At 65.2% G+C, this 13203-nt stretch carries 9 protein-coding genes; 4 read left to right on the top strand and 5 right to left on the bottom strand.

From position 1 onward, the window contains the following. Nucleotides 1-58 precede the first annotated feature (58 nt). Nucleotides 59-499: a JAB domain-containing protein gene (locus QOL68_RS12720; RefSeq protein WP_282949644.1), complete on the bottom strand. Its 441-nt coding sequence runs from the start codon at nt 497-499 to the stop codon at nt 59-61. 129 nt (nt 500-628) lie between these two features. On the opposite strand from QOL68_RS12720, the gene thyA reads away from it, so the two are divergent. The 4 genes from thyA (at nt 629) to QOL68_RS12700 (ending at nt 5258) form a co-directional block, all read left to right on the top strand. Further along, the gene (gene thyA, locus QOL68_RS12715) at nt 629-1564 is read left to right on the top strand and encodes a thymidylate synthase (RefSeq protein WP_282949645.1); all 936 of its coding nucleotides are present in this window, start codon (nt 629-631) and stop codon (nt 1562-1564) included. A 93-nt stretch (nt 1565-1657) separates the two neighbouring features. Beyond that, nucleotides 1658-2953 carry a 3-methyl-2-oxobutanoate dehydrogenase (2-methylpropanoyl-transferring) subunit alpha gene (locus QOL68_RS12710; protein WP_282949646.1) on the top strand — a complete coding sequence of 432 codons (1296 nt, stop codon included), beginning with the start codon at nt 1658-1660 and terminating at the stop codon, nt 2951-2953. A 20-nt stretch (nt 2954-2973) separates the two neighbouring features. Then, nucleotides 2974-3978 carry an alpha-ketoacid dehydrogenase subunit beta gene (locus tag QOL68_RS12705; protein WP_282949706.1) on the top strand — a complete coding sequence of 335 codons (1005 nt, stop codon included), beginning with the start codon at nt 2974-2976 and terminating at the stop codon, nt 3976-3978. 5 nt (nt 3979-3983) lie between these two features. Then, nucleotides 3984-5258: a dihydrolipoamide acetyltransferase family protein gene (locus QOL68_RS12700; RefSeq protein WP_282949647.1), complete on the top strand. Its 1275-nt coding sequence runs from the start codon at nt 3984-3986 to the stop codon at nt 5256-5258. Here QOL68_RS12700 and QOL68_RS12695 read toward each other — a convergent pair. The 4 genes from QOL68_RS12695 to QOL68_RS12680 all read right to left on the bottom strand — a co-directional run bounded on the left by QOL68_RS12695 (nt 5255) and on the right by QOL68_RS12680 (nt 12939). Next, a complete protein-coding gene (locus tag QOL68_RS12695; RefSeq protein ID WP_283404316.1) occupies nt 5255-10393 on the bottom strand; it encodes a hypothetical protein in 5139 nt (1712 codons plus the stop codon). The two genes, QOL68_RS12700 and QOL68_RS12695, sit on opposite strands and share 4 nt — an antisense overlap. A gap of 28 nt (nt 10394-10421) precedes the next feature. Then, nucleotides 10422-11480 (bottom strand): hypothetical protein, encoded by a 1059-nt coding sequence (locus QOL68_RS12690; RefSeq protein ID WP_282949649.1) that lies wholly within the window; start codon nt 11478-11480, stop codon nt 10422-10424. Between the two features lie 74 nt (nt 11481-11554). Next, the gene (locus QOL68_RS12685) at nt 11555-12019 is read right to left on the bottom strand and encodes a hypothetical protein (protein ID WP_282949650.1); all 465 of its coding nucleotides are present in this window, start codon (nt 12017-12019) and stop codon (nt 11555-11557) included. Then, nucleotides 12019-12939, bottom strand: coding sequence for a hypothetical protein (locus QOL68_RS12680; RefSeq protein ID WP_282949651.1), 921 nt, complete (start codon nt 12937-12939; stop codon nt 12019-12021). The genes QOL68_RS12685 and QOL68_RS12680 overlap by 1 nt, the downstream gene beginning before the upstream one ends. Nucleotides 12940-13203 lie beyond the last annotated feature (264 nt).

Genomic DNA, 13203 nt, shown 5'->3' with positions numbered 1-13203 from the left:
AGACGCGCATTTTGCGAACATCAAGCGCCAATCGGCATGGCGGTCACGATTGTTCGGTCTAGAGCAGCAGGGCATTGCGGAAGCTGAAATGTCCGCTTTCGACGAAAATCAGATGATCGGTGAGGTCGATGCCGACAAGCCGCAGGAACTGCGCGGCTTCGCGCGTGCATTGCAGGTCGGCGGGGCTCGGCCGCGCTATTCCCGACGGGTGGTTGTGCGCCATCTGCACCGCCACGACACGGCCGCCGAGCAGCCGGTGCCAGCATTGCGGCGTGATGACGCATCGGTCGGTTGCCTCGCCCGCAATGCGCTGGAAGCTGGCAAGCCGGGCATAGGCGTCGAAGCCTGCGAGGATCATGATTTCGCGATCGGCGGGGATCGTCGGGCGGTACAGCAGGCGCGCGATCTCGTCCTCCGCCTCGCGCGGTATGAAGCCGGCCGCGATCGTCGATCGGGACAGCTTGCCGATGGGCTCGATCAGGGTCACCGGGCTGCTCATGCGGCCGATAACGAAGCGGCGAAAGACGGGATTGGGCCGTATCGGACAATAGGTCCGTCCGCGAGGCCGCGCCCCTTGTAGCGCGGCGCGGGGCGGCCTAGCAAAGACGGTGAAAGCGAGGAGCGAGTCTTGCCCGAATCCATCCATTATGAACTGCAATATCTCGACCTGATGCGCCGCATCTGGGTCGAGGGCGACGAGCGCGTCGACCGCACGGGGGTTGGCACGCGGTCGCTGTTCGGCGAGACGATGCGATTCTCGCTGGTGGACGATGCGATCCCGCTCCTGACCACGAAGCGCGTCTATTGGAAAACCGCTCTGCGCGAGATGCTGTGGTTCCTGACCGGCGACACGAATATCCGGTCGCTGGTGGCGCAGGGGGTCCGGATCTGGACCGACTGGCCGCTCGACAAATATCGCCGCGCGACCGGCGACGAGATCAGTGCCGGGGATTTCGAGGCACGGATCGTCGCCGACGAAGATTTCGCGGCGCAATGGGGCGATCTCGGCCCCGTTTACGGCCATCAATGGGTGAATTGGCCGCGCTACGAACCGGTGGGCGACGGGCTCTTCCGCCGCGCGGGCCAAGGCTACAACCAGATTGCGACGCTGATCGACTCGCTGCGCACCAATCCGGGGTCGCGGCGGCACATCTTTACCGGCTGGAACGTCGCCGACCTCGACCGCATGGCCTTGCCACCGTGCCACATGACCTATCAATTCCACGTCCGCAGCGACGGGGGATTGTCGTGCCTGCTGTTCCAGCGCTCGTGCGATCTGGGGCTGGGATTTGCCTTCAATATCTTCGAGGCCGCGCTGCTGACGCGGATGATCGCGCAGCAATGCGATCTCACCGCGCACGAAGTCGTCTGGACCGGCGGCGACGTTCATCTCTATCTCAATCATGCCGAGCTGGTCGAACAGCAGCTGCGACGCGTTCCGCAGGGGGCGCCCAAGCTGCGCATCCTTCGCCGGCCCTCGAGCATTTTCGGCTACAGGTTTGAGGATTTCGCGGTCGACGCCTATGCACCGCAAGCGCATATTCCCGCACCTGTCGCGGTCTGATCGCTGCCGTTGCATTCGTATGGCGACCGTAATAATATGTCGTCACGCTGAAATATAACTAGGCACGCGATTCGCGGCCGAAGGGAAGAAGATATGCCTGAGTCGGACAGTCGACCGGCGAGCAATCTGCCGCCGCTCTCGCTCCATATTCCCGAACCTCGCTATCGCCCCGGCGACACGCCCGACTTCGGCGATATCGTCGTTCCGGCGGTCGATGCGACGCCGCGCCCGAGTGAAGATACGAAGCCCGATGCGATGCGCGATATGTGCTACGGCCTGGTCCGCGTGCTCGACTTCGACGGGGTTGCGAAGGGGCTGTGGGATCCCAAGCTTTCGGCCGAGCGCTTGCGTGCGATGCTGCGCTACATGATGCTGACCCGCGCCTTCGACGAGCGCATGTTCCGTGCCCAGCGGCAGGGCAAGACAAGCTTCTACATGAAATGCACCGGCGAAGAGGCGACGTCGGTCGCTTCGACGATGGCGATCGACCGGTCGGACATGTGCTTCCCGAGCTATCGCCAGCAGGGCATTTTGATCACGCGCGATTATCCGCTGATCCAGATGATGAACCAGATCTATTCGAACCGCGGCGACCACCTGCTCGGCCGCCAGTTGCCGATCATGTATTCGGCGCCCGAGCATGGTTTTTTCAGCGTGTCGGGCAATCTGGCGACGCAATATCCGCAGGCGGTCGGCTGGGCGATGGCGTCGGCGTCGAAGGGCGACACACGGATCGCGACCGTGTGGTGTGGCGAGGGCTCGTCGGCCGAGGGGGATTTCCATTCGGCGCTGACCTTCGCGACCGTCTATAATGCGCCGGTCATCTTCAATGTCGTGAACAACCAGTGGGCGATTTCGAGCTTTTCCGGCTTCGCCGGCGGCGAGCGGACGACCTTCGCGGCGCGCGCGGTGGGCTATGGTATCGCGGGCCTGCGCGTCGACGGCAACGATCCGCTTGCGGTCTATGCCGCGACGCAGTGGGCGGCCGATCGCGCGCGCACCAACAACGGCCCGACTTTGATCGAGCATTTCACCTATCGTAGCGAAGGGCACAGCACGTCCGACGATCCGAGTGCCTACCGCGCCGCCGACGAGGCGACCGCGTGGCCGTTTGGCGATCCGATCGCGCGGCTGAAGCAGCATCTGGAAGTGCTGGGCGAATGGGACGATGAACGCCATCAGGCGCAGGCCCGGGAGCTCGAAGATCTGGTAAAGACGACCCAGAAACAATCGGAAAAGCTCGGTGTTCTTGGTCACGGAATGCACCAGCCGTTCGAGACGATGTTCGAGGACGTGTTCGAGGAGATGCCCTGGCACCTCAAGGAACAATGCGATCAGATGCTCGCCGAGCAAGAGGCCAAGTTCGGCCCGAACTGGAAGCCCGAATGATGAGCGCCGATACCAAGACCATGAACATGATCGAGGCGATCAACAGCGCCATGGATATCATGCTCGAACGCGACCCCAACACCGTCGTGATGGGCGAGGATGTCGGTTATTTCGGCGGCGTCTTCCGCGCGACCGCGGGCCTGCAGAAAAAGCACGGAAAGACGCGGGTGTTCGACACACCGATCAACGAATGCGGCATCATCGGCGTCGCGGTCGGGATGGGCGCCTACGGCCTGCGTCCGGTCCCCGAAATCCAGTTCGCTGACTATATCTATCCCGGCCTCGACCAGCTCGTCAGCGAGGCGGCGCGGCTGCGCTATCGGTCGGCGAACGACTTCATCTGCCCGATGACGGTGCGCACCCCCTTCGGCGGGGGGATTTTTGGCGGTCAGACGCACAGCCAGTCGCCCGAGAGCATCATGACCCACATTTGCGGCGTGAAAACCGTCATTCCTTCGAATCCCTATGACGCAAAGGGCCTGTTGATCGCGGCGATCGAGGATAATGACCCGGTCGTGTTTCTCGAACCCAAGCGCATCTACAACGGCCCGTTCAGCGGCTATTACGACCGGCCGGTCGAGCCCTGGTCGAGGCATCAGGCGAGCGCGGTGCCCGAAGGCTATTATCGCATCGACCTCGGCAAGGCGGCGACGGTGCGTGCGGGCGAGGCGGTGACCGTGCTCGCTTACGGCACGATGGTTCATGTCGCGAAGACGGTGGTCGAGGAACGCGGCATCGACGCCGAAATCCTCGACCTGCGCACGCTGCTGCCCCTCGACATCGACGCGATCGAGGCCTCGGTAAAGAAGACCGGACGCTGCCTCATCATCCACGAAGCGACCCGAACCTCGGGCTTCGGCGCCGAGCTCGCCGCCTTGGTGCAGGAGCGCTGCTTCTATCATCTCGAGGCGCCGGTGGAACGGGTCACGGGCTTCGACACGCCGTATCCGCACAGCCTTGAATGGGCCTATTTCCCTGGACCGGTGCGCATCGCGACCGCGCTCGACAAGATTCTGAAGGACTGATCGCCATGGCTCGTTTTTCGTTCCGTCTGCCCGACATCGGCGAAGGCATCGCCGAGGCCGAAATCGTCGCCTGGCACGTGCGGGTCGGCGACCGCATCGAGGAAGATTCGCAGCTCGCCGACATGATGACCGACAAGGCGACCGTGGAAATGGAATCGCCGGTGTCGGGGATCGTCGTCGAACTGGCGGGCGAGGTCGGCGACATGGTGTCGATCGGCTCGACGCTCGCGGTGATCGAGACCGAAGGCGAGGGCGTTGACGACGCGCCGCCCGCCGATACGCCGGTCGAGGAAGAAATCGTCGCGGAAACACCGGGAACCGAGGAGGTTACGGTTGTCGAGGTTGCGCCTGCTCCAGCACCCGCGCCCGCTACGGCGCCCGAGCCAGTTCCGGCTCCTGAAACTCCGGCGGCTCATAGTCGCGCTGTTCTTGCATCTCCGGCCGTCCGCGCGCGCGCGCGCGATCTCGGGGTCGATCTCGGTCAGGTGCATGCCGACGGCGACCGCGTCCGCCACGCCGATCTCGACGCGTTTCTGCGGTATAACGGCGGGCAGGGCTATCATGCGCCCGGCGCATCGCGTGCGCGCGCCGACGAACCGGTCAAGGTCATCGGGATGCGCCGCAAGATCGCCGAGAATATGGCGGCCTCGAAGCGCACGATCCCGCACTTCACCTATGTCGAGGAAATGGACGTCACCGCGCTTGAGGATATGCGCGCCGACCTCAACGCCAACCGCGGCGGCCGTCCGAAGCTGACGATGCTGCCCTTCCTGATCGTCGCGATCTGCCGCACGATCCCTGAGTTTCCGATGATCAACGCGCGCTATGACGACGAAGGCGGCGTAGTGACGCGGTACGGCGCGGTGCATCTCGGCATGGCGACGCAGACCGACGCAGGGCTGATGGTTCCCGTGATCCGCGACGCGCAGGACAAGAATGTCTGGCAACTCGCGAGCGAAATCAGCCGCTTGGCAGAAGCTGCGCGCACCGGAAAGGCGAAGGTCGAGGAACTGACCGGTGGCACGTTAACGGTTACGTCGCTCGGCCCGCTCGGCGGCATTGCAACGACGCCGGTGATCAACCGCCCCGAAGTGGCAATTATCGGCCCGAACAAGATCGTCGAACGCCCCGTGTTTGACGGCGACGACATTCGCCGCGCCAAACTGATGAACCTGTCGATCAGTTGCGACCACCGCGTCGTCGATGGCTGGGACGCCGCAAGCTATGTGCAGGCGCTCAAGAAGCTGATCGAGACGCCGGTTTTGCTGTTCGCCGATTAGAGGCCGAGCCCCGCAAAGCTCGTCTGGTCGAACTTCAGCTTGAAGGTGACATAGGCCCCCGACCGCGAGAAGCGCGCGTCTTCGAAGTCGCGGTCGTGGAAGCCGGCGAAATTATAGCCGAAGGTGATGTTGGCGTTCTTCATCGGAGCCAGCGTCACCGTCGGGCCGCCCGCCCACGCGAGGGTGTCGCCGCCGGTGCCGATGCGGGCGGTGCCCGAGGCGCCGACATCGACATTCTCGGTCAGGTTGAAACGGACGTCGGCGCCGAGCAGGTTCGACCAGCCCTCGACATCGTCGGCGCTGAAGCGGTCGAAATTGTAGCGCGTGCCCCAGAACAGGCCGATTTCGGCGCGTTCGTACCAATTGTTGCCGCTGCCGATCCCGCGGTTGCCGAGCGGGGTCCAGTTGATCGACAGGCTGTTGAGCAGGCGGCGGCTCGTCGCGTCGCCGTCGATCGTCAGCACGGCGCCGCCGATCGGCCCGGCTTGACCCGCAATGGCATCGCGAACCTTGTCCGAGCGGAACTCGCTCTTGTTGAGCCACGAAATCTGCGAGTCGGCGGGGCGATGCGCCCAGCTTGCCTCGAAGGTGATGACTTCGGTCGTCGGGGTCGAGCCGCTGCCGCTGGCCTTCGCATAGGTGAAAAGCGCGCCGAGTGCCTGGCCCTCGCCGAGCTGGCGGAGGCCGCCGAGCGTCAGGCCATAGCGGTTGGCCAGCTCGCCATCGCGATATTCGGCGCGGCCGGTGATCGTCCAGCGCTGCGTGCGATACGTCGCCCCCGCGCTGATCGCGGTGAAATCCTCGGTCAGCGTGCCGTTGTCGCCCAGGAAGCCGCCCGATGCGACCGGCTGGTCGACATTGAGCACGTCGCTGGCGCGAATGCCGCCGATCGTGCGGTTGCCGTCGAGCGACAGGTCGACCGACCAATGCTCGTCGAGCTTCAATGACTGCGACAGGCCATAGGCGGCGAAGCTGCGCGGCCCATATTCGCCGATTTCCTGCTGGTTCGCAGTCGCGAGAAGTCGTGCGCCAGCCCACGGCGCAAGATCGAAGCCGATGCGAGCGGTGCGGGCGCGCACTGTGTCGCCATCGGCGATTTCATAGCTGCCGACGAGGTTCACGTCGCGCGTCACCGCATAGCGCGCACCGATGCGGTGGCGGGTCGGAAAATCGACGCTCGCGTCCTTGCCTCCGAGGGCGAATTCGGTCTGGGCGTCGAGTTCGAGCTTCTTGTCGAATAGCCGCTGCGTCGCGCCGAGCTGGACGATGTTCGAGGTGTTGCGCGAGCCGTCCGACAGGTGGTCGTCGGCGTGCATCAAGCCGGCCCGGATCAGCGTCGTGCCGTTGTCATATTCGACAAGCGCGCGTGCGGCGCGGCGGCGCGCATCGACGTCGAGATAATCTTCCTGCCAGGCGCTGCCGGTCACCGACAGATTGCGCGTTGCCTTCAGGCGCGCGTCGAAGCCGAACTTGCGTGTGCCATCCTCGCCGCTGTTAAGCTGGCCCGTGCCGAAGCCCGCTTCGCGTTCGCGGACGTAGGCAAGGAAGTCGGCGTTGCGGCTGTGGTGTTCGGCCTCGATCAGCCACGCCTTTGCCGTGCCGGCAGCGGCAGTGCTGCTGCCATTCCTCGCCTTTGCGTCGCTCATCGCATATTCGGCGCGTACTTCGGTATCGACGTTGGGGCGATAGCGGGCATCGACGCCGCCGAGGTTCGTCTTGGCGCTATTGTCCTCGTCATGGATGAAGGTCGCGCCAACGCGCAGCTTTTCGTCGCTCGACTGGTAGCTGACCCGCCCGCCTGCATTCAGGACGCGCTCGCCGACACCGTCGACCTCATATTCGGCGACAATGAACTGCGGATCGAGGATCGACGAGCGGCTGAGGACGGGGCTGCGGAAGCGCAGCGTGCCGGCCAGATAATCGATATCATAATCGACGTGGCGCGTCAGCGTGACGCTCTCGACAATCCGCTCGCTGTGCAGGCGGTCGCGCGTTTCGATCACGATGCGTTCGCTGTTCGGCAGGATGTCGCGCGCACGGAGCTGGTAGGGGCCGGTCAGGCCATTGCCCTGAATCTCGTCGCGGCGGAAGCGGTATGGCGTGTCGGCAATGAACGCGGTGGCGGCGAGGTTGCGGCCGCGATACTCGGCCTTGCCGCCATTCAGCGCGCGCCGGTAGCGGGCGAGCTGCGGTTCGGCGATGCCGGTCTCGATATCGCCGAACATCGCATAGAATTGCGGGCGTTCGAGGCGCAGATAGAGTTTGCGCACCGATGCGGCGTCATAGCGTGTCTCGTTGCGATCGGCGTAGATGGTGTAATAGGCGCGCGGATCGATCACACCGCCGAAGCGTGCGTCATCCTTGTCCTTGTCGCTGTCGTACGACAGCGTCATCAGCCATTTACCCTGCACGCGGCCCTTCGCATAGAGCGCGAGGCGGGCGTCGGCATTGAGATCGTCGAGCGTCTCGGCGACGGGCTCCATGCGGTCGTCGAGCGTGTTGTAACCGATCGTGCCGGCAGCGAAGCCGACGACGGTCCACGGACGATTGCCGGGATCGAGCCAGGTTTCGATCGTCTGCTTGCGCGTCACCTTGTCGTCGCGGAAATTGAAATCCATCGTCAGTGTGCCCGACGCGGTCGTCGGTTCGAGCTCGATATAGGCGATGCCGTCGTCGCCATCGATGCGCCAGACCGGCTGCGCGCGTTCGAGGCCGGCGAGTTGCCGCGCCTGCTGTGCATCGGCCTCGACGGCGGGATAATAGGGGGCAGGGACGCTGAAATCGCCGGTCAGGCCCGAACGGACCGGTTTGCCGTCGCGGTCGGTCAGGCGCACCGCGATCACCGGACGCGTCACGCCGTCGGCGATCAGTACCGACTTTTCGCGGATCAGCGTCGCGCGCATCGCGGTGATCGAATAATGGACGCTGCGTTCGAGCGTTTCGAGCACCGCGCCATTCTCGTCCGTCACCTGCGCGACTAGTCTGTTCTCGCCTTCGCGGATCTCGACGGCGCGCCACAGGCTGACCGCGACCAGCCCGTCGGCCGACTTGCTCGTGCCTTCGAACGTGAGCGGATCGACGGGTTTGCCGTTGATCGTCAGCGTCACCTTCTGGCCCGGTGCGTGCTTGATCGCCGCGCGGATCGCCTTGGTGCGCGGATTATGGCCGGCTTCGGGGAAGAGCCAGCCGATGCCCGGCGCCTGACCCGCAAGCCAATTGCGGTTCGCGCCTGCGGCTTCCGGGTCGCCGACCGGCTTGGGCGCTTCGAAGGCCGCGGTTTTTGGCGCTGCTCGCGGGGCGACCGCAATGGCGCGGAAGTCGGCGCGCTCCAGCGAGCCCCCGCGCCCCTCGACGAAGCGCGAGATCGTGCTGCCCGCGCTTGCGGTCGAACGCGCGCAATCGATGGCCTCGCGGTCGAGCGGCAGGGTCGACGGATCGATCTGGACCACATGGAGCCCGGGACGAACGCCCTCGAAATGGTAACGGCCATCCTCGTCGGTGACGGTGTAACTGCCGTCCTGCAGCATCACGCGGACGCCCGCGATGCCCGGTGCCTTGCCGGGGTTCACGCTGCAGCCGCCATCGGTGATACGGCCGATGATCGTCATGCGGTCGCCGAGCTGGTCGCGTTTGATCGCGATGGTCGCTTCGGCGATGTTGCTTTCGGTGCGGCGGTTGTCGACGGCGCTTGCGCGGTTGAGCGCGTTGCCGGGCTGGGCGGAGACCGTCACTTCGGCGATATAGGTCAGCAGGGCAGTCGCGCCGGGCGCGAGCGGGGGCAGGCTGACGGTGAAATCGCGGCCGTTGGCGGTCGCGACGGCGTCGATCCGTTGGCCGTTGGCGCGCACGGTATCGGGGCGCAGACGCATCCCGGCGGGCAGAGCGTCGCTGACGGTGACAGCGCCGGTCGAGCGGCGCGCATCGCGGTTCGTGACTTCGATGCGATATTGGACGACGTCGCCCGGCGCGGCGGACTGCGTCGAGGTCGTCTTGCGCAGGATCAGCGGCAGGCCGGGCTGGTCGACGGGAAGGTCGACGCGAACAGGCGCGGGGCTGTCGAGCGTGAACGTGCGGCTGTAGCTCGCATCGGTGATGGTGAAGGGCAGGCCGTCGTCGGGACGGCGCAGCGGCGCGAGGTCCGCGGGGCTTGACGTCGACGGTGCGGTGTAGGGCGCGGGGGGCTCGACGATCAGGCGATAGGTGCCGGGCGCGACGAACGGAAAGCGATAGTCGCCCGGCGGATAGCTGTAGAGCCTGCCGCTGCCGTCGGTGACGGTCTGACCCGTAACGACGGTCGATGGGTAAGCGGATACGCCGTCGTCGCCGAACACCTGCGCGGGCTGGCCGGTCGCGGCGTCGATCAGCGTGACGCGGCTGCCCGCGACCGCCGATCCGTCGCCGCTGTCGAACACGATGCCGAAGGGATCGACGAGGAAATCGATCGTCGCGGTGGCAACCAGGCTGGCGTTCGCCTGATCGGTGACGCGAAGCTGGAGCGGCGATCCTGGATTGACCGACAGGCGGCAATCGCCCTGGACGACGGCGGGCGGCACGCCGATCGTGTTGATGAAGCCGGTGAATTCGCCGCTGTTCGATGCGGTCTCGGTAAGCGTGATCTGTTCGCGATCGCCGTTGGCAAGATCAAGGACGACCGGCAGGGTATCGACCGCGTTCGGATCGGTATTGGCCGAGGCGAGGGTGAGGCCGACGACCAGCACTTCACCGGCGCGAAACGCGTTGCTGCTCTGGAGTGACGCCGGGTTGGTCGGCACGCTGGCATAGACACCGGCGAGCTGGATGAGATTGCCGGTACTGGCGCTTGCGGCGATGATCGAGCCCCCGCATTGCGTGGGACGCAGCGGCGCCGATTTGTTGCCGCCGTTTTCGAGCAGGCGATAGGTCTGGATCACCGGCTGTTCGGGCGGGCGCGACCGGACGGTCACGTCGACGCGGTTCGACAGCGTTTGACCGGCGCGGCCATTGTCGGTCCAGTCGGCCGTGGCGGTATTGGAAATGACCTGCGCATGGGCCGCCGGCGCCGCGGGCAGCAGCGCTGCCGCGACCGCGGCGGTCACGAACGACAAATATTTCCGGTGACACTGCATCGCTGGCCCAAGGACGGGCAGCGGAAGCACGACGGACGCCTTCCGCTGCCCCGCCGGATCAGTTGACCGTCGCGCGGAAGACAAGCGTGCGCGTGGCGCCCGCCGCGATCGTTGCGATGGTCCCCGACACGTTCGGCGCCGCGTAGCTGCCGCCGGCAGTGCCGTCGGCGTTGCAGGTGCTGCCCGTGACCGTGCCGTTCAGCAGGATGGTGCCTGCGTTGAACGTCAGCTGGCCCGGGACCGGGTCGGTGATCGCGACCGAAGTCGCCGCCGCGCTGCCGCTGTTCGCGACCGCGATGCAATATTCGACGACGGCGCCTGGGATCAGCTTCGGATTCGTCGTGTTGTTGAACGGATCCGAAATGACACGGCTTGTCTTTGTGACCGCCAGTGTCGCCGTCTGCACCGTATAGTCGTCGTTATCGCTGTGCGAGCCGTCGCGCGCGGCGTCGCCGGTGACGCCGGCGGTGTCGGCGAACACCGTGTCCTTGCCCGATGTATTGGCACCCGCCGTCTCGGTGATCGCAGCGCCCTGCGTGCTCGCGGTGCCGCCTTCGCGCGCTGTGGCGCGGAGCGTGACCCCGGCGACAGCATTGTTGGCGAGGCCCGTCGGAATGTCGGCGACGACGAACAAGGTCGCCGACGCATCGGCGGCGAGTTCGTCGACATAGGTGACGAGCGTGTCGGCCGCGTCCCAGCTGCCGACGGTGCCGCTGGTGCTGTCGCGATAGATGCGGACGTTCGTGGCATCGAACGTGTCGGTGCCGCCATGCGAGGCGGTGCCGCCGGTGATCTGCGACGCGACGAGCGCGAAGTCGAGCACCTCGTTCGAGTTATTGGTGAGCTGGAAGGTTGTGACCGCGTTGGTCTGTCCCGGTACGACATTGGTCGTGACGGTCCCCACCTCGGCGACGGTCAGGTTGATCTTGCGGTCGACCGTGAACGTATCCGAAGCGGTCTGCGCGCCTTGAGCGACGCCGCCCACCTGATAGTTGACGGTTGCTGTATTCGTGATCGAGGTTCCCGCGGTGGTCCCGGCCGCATAGGCCGGGCTGGCAGCAGCGCCGAACGCCACTGCCAGACCGATGGAACCCCAGTAAGTCAGCTTGCTGGTCATAGCTGAATCCCCAGGCTTTGCTGGTCGCCAAATTCCCCACCGCCGGCAACCGTTAAGCGGCTTACTTCAAAAGATTATTTGACGACCCCCCGAAACATGAGCTTTCCGGTGCCCCCCGCCGGAATGGGTTTCTGGAACGCCCAGCGGATGTGCGTGACATCGGCGGGCTGCGCCGGACGGCGGGTGCCGTCGGGCTGGATGACCGAGAGCGTATCGAGCGGTCCCCATGCCTTGCCGCCGTCGACCGAGACGATCGGGCTGGCGTCGGCCGCGCCCGCGAAGCGTACCGCCGACGGCATCGGATTGGTGATGACGAACTTGTCGGCAGGCTCGCCACCCGCGTTGCGGTAGTTGAGCACGAACACCAGCCGGTCGCCGGGAACGACGACCTTCGGTTCTTCGAGCAATACGCGCTGCTTGCCGCTGGCGTCGGTCGAGACGCGTTCGACGAACACATTGTTGTCGAGCGCGACCTGGTTGGCGGCGAACGCCGGTGCCGGCGCAAGTATCGCGAGCAACAGGATAAGGAGCTTTCGCATCAGTTGATCCTCGTGCGGAAGGTGACGGTACGGGTCTGGCCGCCGGCAACGGTGCCGAGGCCGACGTGAATGCGGGTGCCGTTATAGTCGCCCGCGTCGGCGTCTGCGGCGTCGGTCAGCGGACTGCCGCCGAGCGTGATCGATCCGGCGACATAGGCAGTGTCGGCGGGAATATTATCGTTGATCGCCAGCCCGCTCACCGACCCCGACCCGGCGATGGTGGCGGTGATCGTGTAGGTGATGATCGCACCGGGAACCGGTTCGCTGCCGCCGAAGGGATCGACGATCGTCGCCGATTTGACGAGCGAGACGGTCGCGGCGGAAACGAGGAAATTGCCATTGTCCTGACCGTCCGCGCCGGTAGAGCCGACAATCGCATCGCCGCCGCCTTCGCCCTGGCCGGCAAAGGATGTGCCGGGCGCGCCGGTTCCTGTCTTCGCGGCCGCGACGAGCGTAACGATACCGCGATTCCCGTCGGTGACGCTGCCCGGGGTCGTCGCGAGGACAAAGACGGTCATCGTCGCGTCGGGCTGCAGCGCGCTTTCCGATCCCGCGACATAGAGGGTGTCGGTCCCGGCGTCATAGGTGCCGTTGTTGTTGGCATCGATGTAGATCTGGGTGACAACCGGATCGTAGTCGTCGCCGCCGACATTCGCGATCGTGCTGAGCGCAAAGGCTTCGGGCCCGTTACCGGTGTTCGTAACGCGGTAGGTCAGAACCTGGTTCGTCGCGCCGGGGGTCGTCGGGACGTCGGTTGCCTGGTCGGCGACCACGACGTCGAGCACCTCGTCGACGCGCATGTCGACGGTGTTCGAATTGATCGTCTGGTTTCCCGAGCCATTGTCGAAGCTGGCGCTTGCGGTGTTGCTGATGGTCGTGCCCGCGAGCGTGCCGGCTGCTGCCGCCGGCATGGGCGTCATCAGCGCCACGGCGAGCGCAAGGGTTGAAGAGGGAAGTAGAAGCTTATGATGCCTCGCGCCCCCCACAGGCGCTTTCACCATGATCTTTGACTCCAAATGCTGGTCCTTGGTCTTTGGCATCGGCGAAAAAGGGTAATTTCTGGTTAAAATTCCGGTAGAAATCAGCAATCTGCTTCAAATGGGGACAGACGGCATGCGCATTTCGCGGCAAATACGGCCGGGTGGCGCGGCGGCCGAAGCTCGCGTAAGAAGAAGCGGTTAACC

It is taken from the genome of Sphingopyxis sp. Geo25 (assembly GCF_949769135.1).
Lineage (GTDB): Bacteria > Pseudomonadota > Alphaproteobacteria > Sphingomonadales > Sphingomonadaceae > Sphingopyxis.
This window is presented reverse-complemented; position numbering and strand designations above follow the sequence as displayed.